The sequence below is a fragment of the Streptococcus sp. FSL K6-1323 genome (genome assembly GCF_038630745.1).
GTDB classification, from domain to species: domain Bacteria; phylum Bacillota; class Bacilli; order Lactobacillales; family Streptococcaceae; genus Streptococcus; species Streptococcus salivarius_D.
Map to the genome: position 1 here is coordinate 1,964,004 of NZ_CP152039.1, position 19,919 is coordinate 1,983,922.

Annotated in this window: 20 protein-coding genes; 5 read left to right on the plus strand and 15 right to left on the minus strand. The window is 40.2% G+C overall.

The genetic code is table 11. The features are described 5' to 3' along the window. Positions 1 to 79: 79 nt before the first annotated feature. The 9 genes from NST80_RS09140 to uvrA form a co-directional block, all read right to left on the minus strand. Positions 80 to 535: a deaminase gene (locus NST80_RS09140; protein ID WP_002884736.1), complete on the minus strand. Its 456-nt coding sequence runs from the start codon at positions 533 to 535 to the stop codon at positions 80 to 82. An 18-nt stretch (positions 536 to 553) separates the two neighbouring features. After that, a complete protein-coding gene (locus NST80_RS09145) occupies positions 554 to 1,615 on the minus strand; it encodes a Xaa-Pro peptidase family protein (RefSeq protein WP_022496297.1) in 1,062 nt (353 codons plus the stop codon). 165 nt (positions 1,616 to 1,780) lie between these two features. Next, positions 1,781 to 2,167, minus strand: a complete 387-nt coding sequence (locus NST80_RS09150; RefSeq protein ID WP_045768432.1) for an IS110 family transposase — start codon at positions 2,165 to 2,167, stop codon at positions 1,781 to 1,783. Between the two features lie 19 nt (positions 2,168 to 2,186). Continuing rightward, on the minus strand, positions 2,187 to 2,948 hold the full coding sequence (locus NST80_RS09155) for an IS110 family transposase (RefSeq protein ID WP_049529073.1): 762 nt from the start codon (positions 2,946 to 2,948) through the stop codon (positions 2,187 to 2,189). Between the two features lie 368 nt (positions 2,949 to 3,316). Then, a complete protein-coding gene (locus NST80_RS09160; RefSeq protein WP_183138280.1) occupies positions 3,317 to 4,177 on the minus strand; it encodes a thioredoxin family protein in 861 nt (286 codons plus the stop codon). A gap of 266 nt (positions 4,178 to 4,443) precedes the next feature. Further along, positions 4,444 to 4,644 (minus strand): hypothetical protein, encoded by a 201-nt coding sequence (locus NST80_RS09165; RefSeq protein WP_183138281.1) that lies wholly within the window; start codon positions 4,642 to 4,644, stop codon positions 4,444 to 4,446. 36 nt (positions 4,645 to 4,680) lie between these two features. Further along, the gene (locus NST80_RS09170) at positions 4,681 to 4,830 is read right to left on the minus strand and encodes a hypothetical protein (RefSeq protein ID WP_175060900.1); all 150 of its coding nucleotides are present in this window, start codon (positions 4,828 to 4,830) and stop codon (positions 4,681 to 4,683) included. A 174-nt stretch (positions 4,831 to 5,004) separates the two neighbouring features. After that, a complete protein-coding gene (locus NST80_RS09175) occupies positions 5,005 to 5,247 on the minus strand; it encodes a DUF3923 family protein (RefSeq protein WP_013991179.1) in 243 nt (80 codons plus the stop codon). Positions 5,248 to 5,344: 97 nt separating this feature from the next. Beyond that, positions 5,345 to 8,170, minus strand: coding sequence for an excinuclease ABC subunit UvrA (gene uvrA, locus NST80_RS09180; protein WP_049553708.1), 2,826 nt, complete (start codon positions 8,168 to 8,170; stop codon positions 5,345 to 5,347). A gap of 295 nt (positions 8,171 to 8,465) precedes the next feature. Here uvrA and NST80_RS09185 point away from each other — a divergent pair, with 295 nt between their 5' ends. From NST80_RS09185 to NST80_RS09195, 3 genes are all read left to right on the plus strand, one after another. After that, on the plus strand, positions 8,466 to 9,410 hold the full coding sequence (locus NST80_RS09185; RefSeq protein WP_045769126.1) for a magnesium transporter CorA family protein: 945 nt from the start codon (positions 8,466 to 8,468) through the stop codon (positions 9,408 to 9,410). A gap of 69 nt (positions 9,411 to 9,479) precedes the next feature. After that, positions 9,480 to 10,151: a DUF1129 domain-containing protein gene (locus NST80_RS09190; RefSeq protein WP_013991182.1), complete on the plus strand. Its 672-nt coding sequence runs from the start codon at positions 9,480 to 9,482 to the stop codon at positions 10,149 to 10,151. 110 nt (positions 10,152 to 10,261) lie between these two features. Continuing rightward, the gene (locus NST80_RS09195; RefSeq protein WP_004183473.1) at positions 10,262 to 11,143 is read left to right on the plus strand and encodes a DUF4300 family protein; all 882 of its coding nucleotides are present in this window, start codon (positions 10,262 to 10,264) and stop codon (positions 11,141 to 11,143) included. A gap of 122 nt (positions 11,144 to 11,265) precedes the next feature. On the opposite strand, the gene rpsR is transcribed toward NST80_RS09195, so the two are convergent. The 3 genes from rpsR to rpsF are packed head-to-tail and all read right to left on the minus strand — an operon-like array spanning position 11,266 to position 12,367. Then, entirely contained in the window at positions 11,266 to 11,505 is a 240-nt protein-coding gene (gene rpsR / locus NST80_RS09200; RefSeq protein WP_000068665.1) for a 30S ribosomal protein S18, read from the minus strand. 41 nt (positions 11,506 to 11,546) lie between these two features. Continuing rightward, entirely contained in the window at positions 11,547 to 12,065 is a 519-nt protein-coding gene (locus NST80_RS09205; protein ID WP_002891844.1) for a single-stranded DNA-binding protein, read from the minus strand. Positions 12,066 to 12,076: 11 nt separating this feature from the next. Next, entirely contained in the window at positions 12,077 to 12,367 is a 291-nt protein-coding gene (rpsF, locus tag NST80_RS09210) for a 30S ribosomal protein S6 (protein ID WP_002884188.1), read from the minus strand. A gap of 200 nt (positions 12,368 to 12,567) precedes the next feature. Between rpsF and NST80_RS09215 the strand changes: the two genes are divergently transcribed. Then, positions 12,568 to 13,521 (plus strand): hypothetical protein, encoded by a 954-nt coding sequence (locus NST80_RS09215; RefSeq protein ID WP_004183517.1) that lies wholly within the window; start codon positions 12,568 to 12,570, stop codon positions 13,519 to 13,521. 1,164 nt (positions 13,522 to 14,685) lie between these two features. Beyond that, entirely contained in the window at positions 14,686 to 15,837 is a 1,152-nt protein-coding gene (gene mutY, locus NST80_RS09220; RefSeq protein ID WP_014632598.1) for an A/G-specific adenine glycosylase, read from the plus strand. Between the two features lie 348 nt (positions 15,838 to 16,185). Here the strand turns inward: mutY and NST80_RS09225 are convergent, their stop codons facing one another. The 3 genes from NST80_RS09225 to polA form a co-directional block, all read right to left on the minus strand. Next, positions 16,186 to 16,395, minus strand: a complete 210-nt coding sequence (locus NST80_RS09225; protein WP_014632597.1) for a hypothetical protein — start codon at positions 16,393 to 16,395, stop codon at positions 16,186 to 16,188. 20 nt (positions 16,396 to 16,415) lie between these two features. Next, positions 16,416 to 16,817, minus strand: coding sequence for a DUF6608 family protein (locus NST80_RS09230; protein ID WP_004183523.1), 402 nt, complete (start codon positions 16,815 to 16,817; stop codon positions 16,416 to 16,418). 417 nt (positions 16,818 to 17,234) lie between these two features. Next, positions 17,235 to 19,874 carry a DNA polymerase I gene (gene polA, locus NST80_RS09235; protein WP_049553707.1) on the minus strand — a complete coding sequence of 880 codons (2,640 nt, stop codon included), beginning with the start codon at positions 19,872 to 19,874 and terminating at the stop codon, positions 17,235 to 17,237. Positions 19,875 to 19,919: the final 45 nt, after the last annotated feature.

Here is a 19,919-nt window from a genome sequence, read left to right on the forward strand (position 1 = left end):
TATTCTACCATAAATGACAGCATGGCTCAAATGTTTTATAGATTCAAGCCCAATCCTCAGGCTTTTTTCAAAGAACAAACTAGTCATCCATTCCTAAGTGAACCTCTGGAACATCATGTTGCAAATAAGAAACACCCTTTTGTTCCATCAACTCAATCGCAAATGGGTGCGGTCTATAATTGGCCTTGTAAGTAATCTTTACGATACCAGCTTGCAAGAGGGCTTTGGTACAGTTGATACAAGGAAAATGAGTCACATAAATCTCTGTATTTTTGGTAGAAATCCCCTCTTTGGCACATTGGATAAGGGCATTCATCTCTGCGTGTACCGTACGAATACAATGACCATCTTCCATGTAGTGACCTACTTCGTTACAGTTATCAGTCTCAGAAACCCCGCCATTATAACCTGTAGCGATAATACGCTTGTCCTTGACTAAAACAGCCCCAACAAAGGCACGATCACACGTAGAACGCTTAGAAATCAGCTCTGCATTAGCCATAAAATAATCTTGCCAAGATAAACGGTTTGGCATAAAGTATTCCTCCAAATCTTAGAGAACAATCAATTCCTTAGGCGCAAGGGTAATCAATTCACAACCATTTTCTGTGATAATGATGTCGTCTTCGATACGAACACCATATTTATCAGCCAAATAAACACCTGGCTCGTCCGTCAAGACCATACCAGCTTCGATGGTTTCATCAGAATTACCAAAGTAAGGAATCTCGTGAATGTCAAGACCGATACCATGTCCGATACCATGTGTAAAGTAATCACCGTACCCCGCTTCGACAATAACATCACGCGCAACCTTATCATAGTCACGACGTGTCATGCCAGCCTTAGCCGCATCAATCAAGGCCTGGTTAGAACGTAAAACGATATCATAAATTTCACGCTCCTCATCAGTAGTGTCACCAATATGGATAGTACGAGTCATATCGCTAACGTAGTGGTTGTAGTAGCATCCAAAGTCCATAGTCAGGGTCTCACCAGATTGAATAACCTTTTCTGAAGCAACCCCGTGAGGCATAGCTGAACGGTAACCTGAAGCAATGATAGACTCAAAGGAAATCCCTGAAGCTCCGTACTCGCGCATACGGAAATCTAGGAAGTTTGCCACTTGTAGCTCTGTTGTTTGACCTGGTTTAATGAAATCAAGCACATCTGTAAAGGCACGGTCTGAGATAGAACAAGCCTTACGGATAGTTGCCAATTCTTTTTCGTCCTTGATCATACGCAACTCTTCCATGAAATTGCTTTGTGGTGACAAAGTGTAGCCTTCAAAAATCGCTTGAAGACCTTGGTAGTAAGCAAATGACACCTGATTATCGAAACCGATAGTTTCAAGTTTATCAGACTCGATAATTTTAACAATATCCTTAAGTGGATCCTTAGTTTCAATAATATCAAAGCCATGCACAGATTGTTTGGCAATGAGGGTATAACGTGAATCCGTTAAGAAGAGGCGACGATTCTTAGTAATGAAGACAGTCGCATTTGTCCCCCAGAAATCTGTTAAATAATAGATATTTTTTTGTCCTGTCACCAACAAGGCATCAAGGCCTGATTGGGCAAGTTTGGCATCAAATCGTTCAAGTCTACGTTGCATTATGAATTACTCCTTTGGTATTTTAGGTTAATTATACCAAATTTTCAGACTTTAAAGGATTAAATTGACATTTTAGATTGTTTTTTATTTGAAAAAAACATTAAAAATAGCGCAAAAAACTCTTCTTGTGCTATACTGTAATTGAGATTTTTTAAATTTTTGGTGTTAGAACTGTTGCCTCAGTCCTAGCACTTTTTCTTTGTCGTATTCTTGGTGTGTTGCGAGAATTTTGTAAATGATACGAAGTAGCTTATGTGCGCAAGCAATGACGGCTTTCATCTTACTTCCTCTTTGGGAAATTTTGCTATAAAAAGATGAAAACGCATTGTCTTTAGAGTGAGCCGCAATCAATCCCGACATGGTCAAAGCCTGCTTGATATATCGATTTCCTTGCGTGATATGTGAGGATTTTTTAATGCCAGCACTTTCATAAGATCCTGGGCAGAGCCCAGCCCAAGAAGCTAAGTGTGCGTCTGATTGAAAAGCCTTCACATCTGGTCCAATCTCAGCTAAAATTGTGGCTGCACAAGTTTCACTCACACCAGGAATCATTTGAAGTAATCTATTTTCTTCAGGGAAACTCCTTTTCGATATAAGCTATTATTTCACTCCTTAATTTGTTCATGAGTTTTTGATACAATTGATATTCTTCTAGGCTTTGGTCCAAGAGAAATCGATCCTCCAGTGACAACTTCCCATTCATGGCCTCCATTAATTCTTCGGGACTTGCTTTGACATGCTTGTGAATACAAGCTGTCACATTGTCATAATCAATGAGTTCCCCATTGATAAAGAGCGTTAAAAGAGACTGTCCTGTCTTAGAGAAGATATCAGAAAGATAGCTGGTTAGTTTGATATTAGCACGTTGTAAGAGGTTATGAATTTCATTCTTTATTTGAGTTTGACGTTGTTTGTAAGAACGTAACCTACGAGTGAGTAAACGTAACTGCATCACTTCAGGGCTTGGAATGTAAGATGGCTCAATAAGTCCACAACGTCCGAGCTGTGCAATCCATTCGGCATCTTTCATGTCTGTTTTTCGACCAGGCACATTCTTAATATGTTGGGGGTTAGCTAATATCAAATTGAGTTCTGAGTCTGAGAATATATTAAAGAGTGGTACCCAATATTGGCCAGTGCTTTCAAAAAAGACATGTGTGACGTGATTTTCCAATAACCAATCTAAGGCGTTTTGGAGAGCTATAGTTGTTGTACCAAATTTTTTCTGAATCTTTTTAGGTTTATTGCTTTCTAGTGGACCATCTAGAATACAACAAACGATAGACTTTTGGTGGACATCAATTCCACAACAAGTTTCAATCATAACTTCCATTACAAAAACCTCCTGTTAACTATTGAACAATAGAACAAGAGGCTATTAGTAATTTTATTTTCATGCTCAAGGCATATTCGAGTTATCTCATGACTCTTGTTCATCCAGTTTTTGATACAGGCTAGGCAAAGCCCTATTAAAGACAACGGATTGGTATTGTTCACCTTCATTATAAGCCGAACTATAAGCCGAACTTTCTTTTCTGTCATGAGTTAGCAGGCTAAGCCTGCTTAGAGTTTTTGATGTCATAAAGAAAAAGCCAGATGAAACTCTGACTTTATTAGCATTATACAAAGGCTCGCTTTTCGTAGATAGTTGGTAATCATATTTGATAAATTCTTTTATTTCTCGACTTAGAAAGTAGTCTGTTAGATAAATTTCCCTAAAAGACTTATAAGCAGGTCTGTTAGATTCCTAAAAACTTGCTTAATTTGAGACATTAGGCTATTAACAGACTGGTCTGTATGATTAACTGTATTCTCGCCACCATCCTTGATAGTATCCTCAGAGGGTGATTCCGGTAAGGTTTTTTCCGCCTTCTCTACTACCTCTGTTCCCTCTGGTGTCTCCGTTTTCTCAGTTTCTTCCTTGAAAACAGCCTGATAAATAGCTTGGGCATCCGGGGCACTGCCAAGATAGCCTGAAATCAATTGACCATTTTTGAGACGAATTACACTTGGAGTCCCTGGAATTCCTAGCTTATCAAATAGTATTTTACGAGATTCACGGTCTAACTGATCCGAATCTGTATTGTAATAAAGAAGCTGACCATCAATCAGGGTATTGAAATCCTTCAAAACTGGAGAATTTTGACGACAATAGTAGCAAGTTGGCCGGCCAACATAAAGGATATGGTCCCCTCCATCTTCAGTCAACATATTTGTGACATCACTATAAGAGACTTGCTTCAGATTTTCAAGGTTCTTTTCATAAGTTTCAACCGAAACCTCTTCGGACCTCACTTCTGTCTCAGCCACTCCTGTCTGTGATGATGGAAGAAGTGAATTTTCCTTTGTCTCACTATTAGATTCAGCCTTCTCAACCACTTGTTCGGAAACTGTTTCGGAAGAAATCTGTACATTATCTACCTGACTATTCTCAACAAAATTATTGGATAATTCGATTGTAGATTCCTTAACATCTGGCTCATCCGCTGCTCCACTAAGCACTGCTAACTGGCAAGTACCTAAAACAAAACTCGCCATCAAAATAAATTGTATTTTCTTCATGTATTCTCCTTATTTGTTTACTGTGTAACATCTTATTTTTTACCCATTAACAAAAACAAGGGTACCATGACACTAATTACCATGTTTCTCTCCTTTTTCTATTTAATTAGCACTTTAAAGACTAAGTCCAAGCTATGACTTCATTATAAGAGCTTAACAAGATAAAAAATAGTGACATAGATGTCACCATTCCATAGAATTAAAGACAAAAAGAAAAGGCTAAGTATATAAACTCAACCTGAGACTATAGTAATCAACAGAGAAAATCATTTCTCCTTGTCCTTACCCGCTACCCTAAGCGCAAACAAAGAAAAAGCTAGCGAAAGTGTTGACCAGACGAGACAATGGTCAATAAAAGCAATGTCTTCGGTGAAACTTAGCGTAGCATTTATCATCACAATAAATAGCCAGACAATCACGATAACAATGCTTAAACTTCTAATAAGATTATTCTTCTGTTTATCCATATTACTCTTTCCCATATTTGGTACTCATGGTAACTTCTAATCACCATAAGGGTATTTTCTTTTCAACCACCATCTATTCCAACCCAATCGTTCAGGTAAGGTTTGAGGTCTAGATACAAAATCACCCCCTGTGACATTTTCTAACGTTTCAGTAGTGAGCTCTTCACCATATGCCTTAGTTCGCATTCTTATTTCTCCTTTCTTTTCAAAAATAAATACAGCAATAACCACTTGAACTATACAAAGATTAAGTCGTCTTGGAGACCTAGTGGGTTTGGCTATAAGGCCATTATAAGTTCTCCCTTTTCAAAAAAATAGTGACATAAATGTCACTATCACTGAACACAAAAATCCAGGCCTTTATAAGACCTGTTCCAAAACTTGTTTATTTCTACGGTGTTTCAGAATAAGATAAAAAATAACCTCAAAAAGGAGAAAAGTAAAATAAAGTCCTAAAACGTAAAGCAAAGTTTCCCATTTATCTGTTGCTGATTGAAAATGGCCGTGATAATCCACTGTACGGATGCTAATCAAAAGACAAACATCTAGAAATAGGGCTAGAAGAATACCATTGAAGCCTATAAAAAAACGCTTTTTAACCATAGTCTGACTCCTGTATGTTTTTTTCTTAACAAGAGAATACCAAACTCAACTTAAACCAGCCTAAAGCAAAAAAAAAGACTCAAAGAGCCTTTTTCCTTTATATCAATTTTTCTTTCAGATATTGTCCTGTGTAGCTTTCTGGAACAGCTGCTACCTCTTCTGGAGTCCCTGTAGCTACGATGGTACCTCCACCGACACCGCCTTCAGGACCCAAATCAATGATATGGTCTGCGGTCTTGATAACATCCAGATTGTGCTCAATCACGAGAACAGTGTTGCCATCATCCGCAAAACGCTGAAGCACCTTCAAAAGACGTGCAATGTCATCTGTATGGAGACCAGTCGTCGGTTCATCCAGAATGTAGAAGGACTTCCCAGTAGAGCGTTTGTGCAACTCACTAGCCAGTTTCATACGTTGTGCTTCACCACCTGAGAGGGTTGTTGCTGGTTGTCCCAAGGTCACATACCCAAGTCCCACATCCTTGATCGTCTGCACCTTACGAGCAATCTTAGGAATAGCCGCAAAGAAGTCAACTGCGTCATCAACTGTCATATCCAGAATCTCCGCGATATTTTTCCCTTTATAACGAACCTCTAGGGTCTCAGAATTATAGCGTGTGCCATGACAAACCTCACAAGGGACATAAACATCAGGCAAAAAGTGCATCTCAATCTTGATAATACCATCACCAGAGCAGGCTTCACAACGGCCACCCTTGACATTGAAAGAGAAACGCCCCTTCTTGTAACCTCGAATCTTGGCTTCATTGGTTTGGGCAAAAAGATCACGAATATCGTCAAAGACGCCTGTGTAAGTCGCTGGATTAGAACGAGGTGTACGCCCAATTGGACTTTGGTCAATATCAATCAAACGCTCGATATGCTCGATTCCTGTCACTGATTTGTGTTTACCTGGCTTCTCACTATTGCGATTGAGCTCTTGGGCAATTTTTTTCTTGAGAATTCCGTTAACCAAAGTTGATTTTCCTGAACCAGAAACACCTGTGACTGCAATCAACTTTCCAAGTGGAAACTGGACAGACACATTCTTAAGGTTATTTTCGCTAGCTCCTGTAACCTCGATAAAACGACCATTACCTACACGACGTTCCGTCGGTACGGGAATTGATTTGGCACCTGACAGATATTGACCAGTGATTGATTTCTTGTTCTTAGCCACTTCCTCTGGGGTTCCAGAGGCCATGATTTGACCACCAAAAGCACCAGCACCAGGTCCCACATCGATAAGCCAGTCAGCCTCACGCATGGTATCTTCATCATGCTCTACCACAATCAAGGTGTTGCCCAGGTCACGCATTTTTTTAAGACTTGAAATCAAGCGATCATTATCACGCTGATGAAGCCCAATAGAAGGCTCATCCAACACATATAGGACTCCAGAAAGGTTAGAGCCAATCTGTGTCGCCAAACGGATACGCTGACTCTCACCACCTGAAAGGGTTCCAGCCATACGAGAGAGAGTCAAATAATTAAGACCTACATTATTTAAGAAAGTCAAGCGATCCTTGATTTCCTTAACAATTGGACGAGCGATCACTCCCTCATTTTCACCTAATTCAAGGTTATCGATTTCCTTAAGATGATCTGAAATAGACAAATCAGAGATTTGACCAATATTTAAGCCATTCTCACCACCAACACGAACTGAGAGTGCCGCTTCATTAAGACGATAGCCATGACAAGTTGGACATGACAGCTCATTCATATAACCTCGCATGACATTGCGAGTGAAATCACTATTGGTCTCGTGATAGCGACGATTGATATTAGTCACAACCCCTTCAAAAGGAATGTCAATATCACGCACCCCACCAAAATCATTAACATAATGGAAATGGAATTCACGATCCCCAGATCCGTAGAGAATCAAATCTTGTTCTTCTTTTTTAAGATTTTCAAATGGCGTATCCATATCCACGCCGAACTGCTCCATAGCCTGCTCAAGCATAGCTGGATAATAGTTGGACGAAATAGGATTCCAAGGCGCCAGAGCACCTTCACGTAAGGTCTTACTAGCATCAGGAACGACCAAATCCATATCAACTTCTAGTTTATTACCCAAACCATCACAGGTCTGACAAGAGCCGAATGGCGCATTGAATGAAAAGAGACGAGGCTCCAACTCTGGCACTGTGAAGCCACAAACCGGACAAGAATAATGTTCTGAGTAAAGCAGCTCATTATCATCCATGGTATCCACAATCAAGTAGCCATCTGCTAAACGAAGGGCCGCCTCCACCGAATCAAAGAGACGACTACGGATACCATCCTTATTCACCAAGCGGTCCACAACCACTTCTATATTATGCATCTTAGACTTAGACAACTCTGGCACTTCTGTGACATCGTAAATCTCACCATCTACACGAACACGAACATAACCGTCCTTTTGTACACGCTCAAAAACGGCCTTGTGTTGCCCTTTTCTACGACGAACAATCGGCGCTAAAATTTGCATACGTGTACGCTCAGGAAGAGCTAGAACCTCGTCCACAATCTGTTCCACAGAGGACGACTGAATGGCTCCATGACCATTAGGACAATAAGGGACACCCACACGCGCATACAGAAGACGAAGATAGTCATTAATCTCTGTTGCCGTTCCGACCGTCGAACGAGGGTTTTTGCTTGTTGTTTTCTGGTCAATGGAGATAGCAGGACTCAAACCATCAATCGAGTCCACATCAGGTTTCTCCATATTTCCCAAAAACTGGCGGGCATAAGCCGAGAGACTTTCAACATAACGACGTTGCCCCTCTGCATAGATGGTATCAAAGGCCAAAGAAGACTTACCAGAACCTGACAAGCCCGTCACCACCACCAGTTTATCACGCGGAATCTCCACATCGATATTTTTTAAATTGTGAGCTCTTGCTCCATGAATCACTAACTTATCTTGCATTTTTTTAAGAGGCCCTAGCCCAAAAGCTACTGCCGCTCCTTTCTACAGACGGATGGAAAATCCATCCCGACTTTCTCTCATAATTATAACAAAATTTCAATTTATCCAGCCCAAAAATGTTTCAAATGTAGTATAATGGTGGAGTGTCTAAAAAAGGCAAGGAACATCATCCCAAGCCTCTTTTGACAGCACTAAAAAAGCTAAGAGCAGTGTTAATTAGACTTAAAAGCGATTGTAAAAATCCTTTTATAATCAAGATGCCAGCGCTTACTTAATGACAAAGGAGGGGTTCCCATTGAAACAAATGTTCTTATCCACCGGAAAAGAATTCAAAGAAATTGAAACATTCGAGCCTGGTGCTTGGATTCATTTGGTGAACCCTTCCCAAGAAGAAGCCATGAAGGTCGCAGAACGGTTTAACATTGATATTCAAGACCTCCGCGCCCCTCTGGACGTGGAAGAAACTTCACGTATCGATGTCGAAGATGACTACACCCTGATTCTGGTCGACGTTCCAACCCAAGAAGAGCGTAATAACAAAAGTTACTACGTCACTATCCCATTAGGTATCATCGTTACCGATGAGGTAGTCGTTACTACCTGTCTTGAGGACATCAGCCTTATGGATAACTTCCTCAACCACCGTGTGCGTAACTTCTACACCTTCATGAAGACCCGTTTTGTCTTTCAGATTCTCTATCGCAACGCTCAACTTTACCTAACCGCCCTACGTTCTATCGACCGCCAGAGCGATAAATTGGAAGCTCAGTTGGAAAATGCGACTAAAAACGAGCACTTGATTGACATGATGGAATTGGAAAAATCCATTGTCTATCTTAAAGCATCACTTAAGATGAATGAGCGTATTGTCAAAAAGCTAACAGGTAACGCCTCTAGCTTGAAGAAATATATCGAGGACGAGGATCTCTTGGAAGATACGCTGGTTGAAACCCAACAGGCCATTGAGATGGCAGGCATCTATGAAAACGTCTTGAATGCCATGGCTGAAACCTCTGCCTCTATCATCGGCAATAACCAGAACACAATCATGAAAACACTCGCTCTCATGACTATGGCTCTGGATATCCCAACCGTTATCTTCTCCGCCTACGGTATGAACTTTAAAAACAATTCTATGCCACTAAACGATTTAGATAACGCCTTTTGGGTCATCTTCTTCATGGCAGTCTTCGGGTCATCCTGCGTTGTTATCTACTTTATCAGGAAAAAATGGTTCTAATATAGAGCCTCTTCTTTTCCCTAAACTACAAAACTAAAAAAATAATACTATTTATCGAAAGGTCATCTCATGGACATCCAAAAACTCACCAAGAAAAACCAAGAATTTATCCACATCGCAACTAACCAACTCATCAAAGATGGTAAATCAGACCAAGAAATCAAAGACATTCTTGGCAATGTCATTCCTGAACTTATCGAAAATCAGAAAAAAGGAATTACAGGACGTGGACTCCTTGGTGCTCCAACTGTTTGGGCAGCTAGTTTCTCTCCTGAAAAACACCAAAAACCTGAAACTGGTAAGCCTAACAAAGAAGTGCCAGAAACAGATAAAACTCCTTGGAAGATGTGGCTTGATACCTCACTCTTCCTTCTAGCCATCGTTGCTATCATGAACGCTATCTTTGGTTTCTCAGGTACACAAACTAGCTACGGCCTCACAACCCTTCTTTCAGTGTCATTCATTGGAGGCCTTGCTATGTATACCCCTTATCACTACATCTACCGTCACAATAACAAACCAAAAGAAGAACGTCCAAAATGGTGGTTCAGCATGACCGTCATCACACTCTCTTTTATTGCATGGTTTGCTCTCTTTAGTCTTACAGCCCTTCTTCCAAGCTACCTCAACCCTGGTCTTTCACCAATTGTAATCCTTATCATTGGTGTCATCGCTGGTGTTGCCAAATACTTCTTCAAACGTCATTACAACGTCCAAAGTACTTACGCACCTGCATCTTAATCAACCTCAAGCACCCATAAGGGTGCTTTTTTACGTCAGAAATCTTGACACAGTTGGCTATTCTATACTAAAATGTTAAAGTTAATAGACAAAAGAAAGAATTCCAATAGATGCGTATCAAATTCCCTCTACTAATCATTGCTTGCTGCCTACTACTTATGGCTTGTGGCCACAAGAATACTCAGAAAAACTATCAAGCTTACTATAGTTTTAACAATGTGACGACTTCCACTCAGGAAAAACAGCTAGCAAAAGCCTTAAAAAGCAAGGGTATTCCGACAAAAGACTGGGACAATCTAGCCCCTTATATTAGTCGTTACAATCAGGAAAATACAAATCTCCAACCTGTTGTCAAAAAATGGACCCAAAGTAAAATCGGCAAGGATCAAAATCAATTCGTCACCTTCCTTAATGAAAAAACTTTCGAAGATAACAAATCACATTTTACTGATGACTTAAACTGCCGACGAACATCGTTCCTCCTTCTTCATGACCTTATTACAAGCTCAGAGGACCTCACCAAATTGGACCTCCCCTCTCAAAACGAATTTATAGATCTTAAGTCACGCCACAAAGAGCTAACTTCCAAGGATCAAGCTCTCTATAGTCTCCTCTTTGGAGATAATATCAGCTACCAGTCTACGGATGACCTCCTTAAAGCTTGGAAAAAAGCTGGACTCAAGTTTCCAGAAAAGGTTAAACTCCTCTCAGTCTTTCAAAATAGCCCTGGTGATGTCAGCAATTTCCACACGGCTATAACTTACGAAAAAGATGGCAGTATCTATGTCTTTGAAAAACAGGACCCAACACTTCCTTATAGGTGGAGCCGCTTCAATAATTGGGCAGATATCAAAACACATTGGTTATCAAACCGCTTCAAGGTCTTCAAAGATAATGTCGATATCCTCGTTAACGACCAAAAATTTGATGATTTCTTAGAAAACACACTCTATATACCACAAAACAACCAACTAGCTCCTCAAGATAAATGAGAAGACCAGTTGGTTTTTCTTTTTCCCTAAAGTATAAAATAACACTCAACACACAAGCCTAAAAAGAAAAAAGCCCATAAAATCAAGCCAGAAAAAAACACCCTCAGTCGAGGGCATTATTTTTAGTCTTCGTTTACGTAAGGCATAAGTGCCATAACGCGAGCGCGTTTAATCGCTGTTGTTACTTTACGTTGGTTTTTAGCTGAAGTTCCTGTTACACGACGTGGAAGAATTTTACCACGTTCTGAAACGAAACGGCTAAGAAGCTCAGTATCTTTGTAATCAACATATTCGATTTTGTTAGCTGCGATGTAATCAACTTTTTTACGGCGTTTGAATCCGCCACGACGTTGTTGAGCCATGTTTATTTCTCCTTTATATATTTAATTCGTTTTGTCCATTCTTAGAATGGGAGATCGTCATCTGAAATATCCATTGGATTTGAATTACCAAATGGACTCTCGTCACGACCGAAGTTTGGTGTAGATTGTGCAGGTTGTGATCCACCAAATGAACCACCAGTTGAAGCTCCTCCACCGAATGAATTTGAATTATCAAATCCTCCAGCGTTGTAAGAACCACCACTGTGACCTTCACGTGCCGCACGGCTTTCCAACATTTGGAAATTATCAGCGACAACTTCAGTTACGTAAACACGTTGACCTTGTTGATTTTCATAGTTACGAGTCTGAATACGACCTGTAATTCCAATCAATGCGCCTTTCTTAGCCCAGTTAGCCAAATTTTCAGCTTGCTGGCGCCAGATAACACAGTTAATAAAGTCAGTTTCACGTTCACCATTAGCACCCTTGAAGTTACGGTTAACCGCAAGGCTGAATGTTGCAACAGCAACGTTACTTGGTGTATAACGAAGTTCCGCATCACGGGTCATGCGACCAACGAGTACGACATTATTAATCATAATTTACCTTCTTACGCGTCAAGTTTAACGATCATGTGACGAAGAATGTCACCGTTGATTTTTGAAAGACGGTCAAACTCGTTAAGAGCAAAATCGTTATCAGATTCAACGTTAACAACGTGGTAAAGTCCTTCACGGAAATCTTGGATTTCGTATGCAAGACGACGTTTTTCCCAATCTTTTGATTCAACAACAGTTGCACCGTTGTCAGTCAAGATAGAATCGAAACGTGCTACCAAAGCGTTTTTAGCTTCTTCTTCAATGTTTGGACGAATGATATAAAGAATTTCGTATTTAGCCATTGATATTTTCCTCCTCTTTTGGTCTAATGACTCATGGTCTTTCGCCACGAGTAAGTGAGGTGCACTCACAAGATATAATTCTACCAAAGTTTGAGGGATAATGCAAGGAAAAAGTAAAGAGTTAGAAATTTTCCCTCATAAAAAAATTAAGCCCTATGCGTCATCTTTTCTCCGGTCAAACTTCATGCTAAAATAAGAGAATGCTTTATCATAAAAAGAAATTAGGAGAAAAACTAGGGCTTCCAACCTTTAACCACTACTATAATATTCCTATTACTTCCCTAGAATATGATTTAAAAAACTTAGGTCAGAGTGACGTCTACATTATCACTTTCAAACAGGACAATAACCTCTTTGTTGTTGACATAACACATCAGCTTGGTCATACCAGTCATTTTGATACCGTCTCCCTCTTTGAACAAGACAAGGTCTTATCAGGCATCGCTGCTGTCCCTTTGGCCTCTGTTCATAGCATACAAATCTTGTCTTTTCCAGACAAGTTACACTCTCTGGACCCTAGTCAGCGTCTAAAAAATCTCGTCGCTCTTTACTACAAGGATGCAGAAATCATGCGTTACCTCAAGACGACTAAAAATATCGGTGATCAGGTGGCAAGATATCAATTAGAGGCTGATCGACTAGAAAGACAGGATAAGAGTTTTGACTTCTTCAAGTACGCCAGTCGTAGCAAAATACGAGAAGAAAACGGTCTTTCGGAAGTATCCAGCAAGGACTACGACTTCATTCCTGATTTTCATCCCTTCTTAACCTCACCAAGAAGCCAACAGGTTCTAAGCGTACCAGTAACCTACTGTGATGACAAAACGAAACAGACCGCTAAAATAGACATCATGGGGTGGTATATCAAGGACCAACAACTTAAGATTCGTTGGAAACCCAAGTACATGCGCAAACGTCGATGGCGCTCATCACGTATCTCAATTGATATCGTGACCGACAACTACTTCTTCCAAGGACAAATCTATAGAGACAGTAGCGCCCCCATATTTCTGAACAACCTAAGCTTTGATAGCAAGATTCCTAAGAGCTTCCTGCCGCATCTTAAAAATCAATACCAAATCTTTATGGCTCTAGTCGAAGAACAAAAAAGACTGGCTCTCCTACGAAAGGTCCAGTTAAACAATAAGGATTAAGTAACTTTCAAAATTCAACATATCAAAAAGCTCATTCTTACACGCTAGAATGAGCTTTTAAGATTCTTCAATTGTCATTAGAACATCCTTTTGGAATTTTGTAAAAAATATTTTCATAAGGAGGAGTCATTGTGTGTCACCATTTTTATACCTAGCAATCATAGATTACCTCCATCAACTTACAAATAACTTTTTTGTATTGTAAATTTTCTATTACATTGGTATCACTCCCTAAGCTATTTTATGCAATAACTTGAAGTGTCTCCATTTTTATAACGTCCTAAATTCATCATCATAGTAATCACCTCTGATTCGTATGATTTGAGACCTATCTCCCCATTGACCACTCAATGAGATTTACTTGTCGCCGTTCTTATAACGACTTACATCAAACATCAACATAAGCGTCACCTCGGTACTTTGTTACAAGATTTAAGCATTTAACTTTTGTCGATAGTTTACTCATTTGGCATCGGTATCACTCCTTAAGCTATTTTACGCAACAGCTTAAGTGTCTCCGTTTTTATACCTACTAACATTTCTCATGAGCTTTACCTCACTTTTTGACGTTAATCTTGAGTTTAGCTTTCGATTTCTGGTGGTATCACTCCCTTGTAGCTATTTTATGCAACATTTTTAATCGCCGTTTTTATACCTACTGATATATTTCATGAACTCACCTCGTTCATCTTAAGAATATAGGATTTACGTTTCGTGTGGCATGGGTATCACTCCTTAGGCTATTTTACGCAACAACCTAAGTGTCTCCTTTTTTATACCTACTAACATTTCTCATGAGCTTTACCTCACTTCTTCTTAAGTTAACAGATTTGAGTTTAGCCTTCGACTTCTGGTGGTATCACTCCCTTGTAGCTATTTTATGCGACTGAATTAATCTCCGTTCTTGTAACGTCCTACTGTCATGCGGTCACGCTCCTCAGAGATGATTGATAAAGTTATTTGTTTTGCCTACTGTTTTGTTTAGAGATCTCAGTCTCCGTTTTTGTACCTTGAAATATTGACTCTCACCATGGCTTTTACCTCCTTGATGAATCCTTATCTTCTTTACACTCTTAGTATAATGTAAACGCTTACTTTTGTCAATCTTTTTAACAGAAAAACGCATAATTTTTTGAAAAAAGATTTCTTTGCTACAATAGAGACATGTTAGATTTAAAAGAATACGGCATTGTCATGTGGGATGCTGAGAAAATCGCCTCTTTTCGTCGTACCCTCCTGGACTGGTACGATCGAGAGAAACGAGACCTACCGTGGCGAAGAACTAAAAATCCCTACTATATCTGGGTCAGTGAAATCATGCTACAACAAACCCAGGTTCAGACTGTCATTCCCTATTACGAGCGCTTTTTAAACTGGTTTCCAACAGTTAAAGATTTGGCTGAAGCTCCAGAAGAGAAGCTTCTCAAAGCTTGGGAAGGGTTAGGTTACTATTCACGTGTCCGAAACATGCAAAAGGCTGCTAAACAAATCATGGATGACTTTGATGGTCAGTTTCCAGATACTTATGACAATATTGCCAAACTCAAGGGCATCGGGCCCTATACTGCTGGTGCTATTTCTAGCATCGCCTTTGGGCTCCCAGAACCCGCTGTTGATGGTAATGTTATGCGAGTCATGGCTCGTCTCTTTGAGGTTAATTACGATATTGGAGACGCCAAAAATCGTAAGATTTTCCAAGCGATTATGGACATTTTGATTGACCCTGACCGTCCAGGGGACTTTAATCAGGCGCTTATGGACCTTGGGACCGATATCGAATCGGCTAAAAATCCAAGACCAGACGAAAGCCCTATTCGCTTTTTCTGTGCAGCCTATCTCAATGGAACTTATGACAAGTACCCTATCAAATTGCCTAAGAAGAAGCCTAAACCTATGCAAATTCAAGCTTTTATTATCAGAAATGCAAAGGGTGAATTTCTGCTCGAAAAAAATATCGAGGGACGTCTGCTAGGTGGTTTCTGGTCCTTCCCTATCATGGAAACGGACTTTATTGGTCAACAACTCAGCCTTTTTGAAAAGGATGATTATATTCTCGAGACAGTCTCTCAAAAGGCTATTTTTGAAGAAAATTATGCCCTTAATCCAGAGTGGACGAACAATGATTTTACACCTGTAAAACATACCTTCAGCCACCAAAAATGGACCATCGAGATGGTAGAAGGTAGCGTCAATGACGACAAACTCACTACCGATAAGGAGTTATGCTGGGTAGCGGCTGAGGACTTCGACCAGTTCCCAATGGCCACACCACAAAAGAAAATGATTAAAACTTATGAAGACAGCAAAAAAGGATAGCATTGAGTGCTACCCTTTTTGTTATACGTCACGTTTAGCGTGCTTCCGGCCACGCAAAGCAAGGTATACCTTTGAAAGAACTACTCCCAAAAAGATATAAAACAACTCCAAATAAGTCACATTTTTTGACATCAAAAATTCAATCATAGTACGACACTCCTTTTTATTAAGAACTCCTGTCGCTGTTCTCAGTTATGGTTCTATTATAGGTAATACGGCCAATAAAAAATAGTGACATAAATGTCACTATGACGAAAACAAAAAAGCCGAAACGTTTCAGTTTCAGCTTGTTAATCATTAGTCTACTTTGTAGAAGAAATAACTATCGTCTGTGGTGCCATAAAGTGACTACCCACCCCAGATACGATCCTTACTTTTATCTGACTGATCATCGGCTTTCTCATTTGGCGATGACATTACAGAACCAGTCAAAGATACTCCTTTGGGTAAAAATGCTAATGTTCCACCACTAGGACCAACTTCTTTTGGCACAAGTCCTGCTTTAAAAAAGCCATCAGTAATTTTACCATATTCAATTGCTACCTTTGCCGTATACAATCCTATAAATTGGAATTAATTTACTTCATTGTCTCTTTCTTTTTTCTACATTTGTACACAATAAAATGGACTATACAAAATATAACGAACATAGACGTGAAATTTATCCAGATGTCCATATACGCGGACTGAGCTAAATTTTCTCTAAAGCTCGTAGACCATACATAAAAAAATGCAAGCAAAACTGTCGGTATGTACGAAACTGCATATCTTAGAACCATAGGCTTTATAATCAGCTCTGTAACAAGAGCATATGCCACTACACCTATTAAAACTATGATTGCTCTGTCTATTTCGTGCCAGTTTCCGCTCGGATCCTCATATATTCCGTTATATAAATACAAAATGCTGTTTAGCACCGTTACAAATGTATATAAAACCGTATATGCGAAAATCAAATTCTTATATTTATCCTTTTTCATTGCACTACTACTCCAGAAATTCAAATTTGTTTATCTAATTATAAAATAAAGGTTAACGACTAATCAATTTAATTATATAACTAAAATTAGAAATGTTTATTCCAAATTTATTTGAGAGCTGTTCTAAGTTATTCCTTCCTTTCTAAGTTCATAGATTAGAACTTGTAACTTGCTCTTCGGATGAAAGCCTCTGCTACCGGCCAAGGCTTAAAAAACCACCGAATAGTTCCACTTCAGCACCACCTTTGCTAGCTGACCCGACTAGCAAGTCTCATTAGTATATTAGCTACTGGTCGGGAACCCCTATCTAATATAACACTTTAGGGGGACTTTTTTGATACATCGTTAAAAACTTTTCGGAACCACTAGCATATCTGGTGTTTTTCAATAGGCAAATGGAAAATTTTCTTTCATGTTTTACTTTGCCTCATACCATGTGCGGCCGTCATTCTCATCTGCGATGAGAGGGACAGCGAGTTCGACTGCAGCTTCCATAGTTTCTTTAACCAAGGCTTTCATCGCTACAAGTTCGTCGTTTGGCACCTCAAGGACGATTTCATCGTGCACCTGTAGGAGCATCTTAGTTTTATAGCCACCTTCTACCAGAGCCTTGTCTAGGTTAATCATAGCAATCTTGAGGATATCAGCAGCACTTCCTTGGATAGGAGAGTTGATAGCTGTACGCTCTGCGAAGTTGCGGACGTTAAAGTTACGAGAATTAATATCTGGCAACTCACGACGGCGGTGGAAGAGAGTTTCTACGTAGCCCTTATCCTTGGCTTCACGAACCACATTATCCATATAGGCCTTGATACCAGGATAACGTTCAAAGTAGGTGTCGATATACTCCTTGGCCTTCTTACGGCTAATGCCAAGGTTGTTAGAAAGACCAAAATCAGAAATGCCATAAACAATCCCGAAGTTAACAGCCTTTGCATTACGACGGTCGTTAGGTGTGACATCCTCTGGCTTTTCAATGCCAAAGACACGCATGGCTGTAGAGGTATGGATATCTGCCCCCTCTTTAAAGGCTGCAATCAAATGCTCATCTCCCGAAATATGAGCCAGCACGCGCAACTCAATCTGTGAGTAATCCGAGCTTAAAAGCACTGCGTCCTCAGTCGATGGGACAAAGGCCTTACGGATGAGACGACCTTGCTCCAAGCGAACAGGAATATTTTGCAAGTTGGGATCCACTGATGACAAACGACCTGTCTGAGTTAAATCTTGCACATAACGGGTATGGATTTTACCATCCTCAAGGATATAATCCTGAAGCCCCAAGACATAGGTAGACTGAAGCTTAGTGATTTGGCGGTACTCCAAAATCTTAGCTACAATTGGAGCAATTGGTGCTAATCGTTCAAGGACATCCACAGCTGTTGAGTAACCTGTCTTGGTTTTCTTAGTGTATTCCAAAGGTAGACCCATCTTTTCAAAGAGGATAACACCCAACTGTTTAGGCGAGTTAATATTGAACTCCTCGCCCGCCATTTCGTAGATTTCTTGGGTCAATTTATCAATGACTACTTGGTTTTCCACTGCCATCTCGTTAAGGGTTTGTCCCTTAACCTTAATACCAGCGATTTCCATCTTAGCTAACACATTTGCCAGTGGTAACTCCATGTCAAAGAGAAGCTCTGATTGACCGTGTTCAGCCAATTTTTCAAGCATAACCGGTTTAGCAACCTGAAGGACCTTGACTTTTTTAGCCAGGTGGCTGAGTAAGACATCTTTTTCAGGAACCGCACGCTTAGCCCCCTTGCCATAGACCACTTCATCTGTTTCTAACGGTAGGTCCGTATAGAGACGGGCAATGGTTGACAATTCATTGTCTTCAACGGTTGAGAGCAGATACTTGGCCAGACGTGCATCAAAATTAGCCGTAGGCAAGTCAATACCTAGATGGCTCAAAAGGACCTTACTTCGCTTGAAATCGTAGATATTAACAGCTTTTGAAAGAGCTGCCTGGAAGGCTTCTGATTTGAGTAGGTCTGTATCTGTAGACGCATAAATCTGCTTGTCATTCCCCCAAGCAAAACCGATGATAGGTTCTATGTGATAATTGTCACCGAGGATTTCAAAATAGAAGAAATCGTCAGAGCTAAAGTGAGCTTCTGTCACTTGACTAGGCTCTGCATAGGCCACATCAAAATCCTGCGGAACAGCCTCTCCACCAAGGGCATTTTTGAACTGAACAAAGCCCATCTCGTCATAAAAGGCTGCCAATTTTTCAAGGTCAGGTCCCGTAAAGGCCGTATCATCTAAGCCAATTTCAATAGGAGACTGGGTATCAATGGTCGCCAGAGTTTTAGAAAGGAAGGCTTGCTCCTTATCATTGATGAGATTTTCCTTCATCTTGGACTTCTTCATCTCATCAATATGCTCATAGATACCTTCAAGGGAACCGTGTTCCAAGAGGAGCTTGAGACCAGTCTTTTCACCAATCTTAGTAACCCCTGGAATATTATCGGACTTATCACCCATGAGGGCCTTGAGGTCGATGAATTGCGCTGGAGTAATCCCCATTTTCTCCATGAGGTAGTCAGGTGTGAAGGCCTCAAACTCAGCCACACCTTTCTTCGAAATCTCAACGACAGTATTTTCATCAGTCAGCTGAATCAAGTCTTTATCCCCAGAGACAACAGTAATTTGATAGTCCTCACTGGTATTTTCAGCCATCTTAGCCAAGGTACCGATAATGTCGTCTGCCTCGTACTGAGCCAAGTCATAATAGGCGATACCACGTGCAGCCAACATCTCACGGATATAAGGGAACTGCTCACGGAATTCCTCTGGTGTCTTAGCACGACCAGCCTTGTAGTCTGCGAACATCTCGGTACGGAAAGTTGTTTTGCCAGCATCAAAGGCTACCAAGACATGAGTCGGTTGGATACGCTCAAGCAGGTTGTCCAACATAAGGTGGAAACCGTAGATAGCATTGGTATGAAGGCCATTATTGTTACGAAAACGGTCAATTTGATTATAAAGTGCGAAAAAAGCACGAAAGGCAACGGATGAACCGTCAATTAGGAGTAATTTTTTCTGATTAGTCATAGGTTTATTATAGCATAGATGAGAGCATTGGTTTTAATTGAAAAT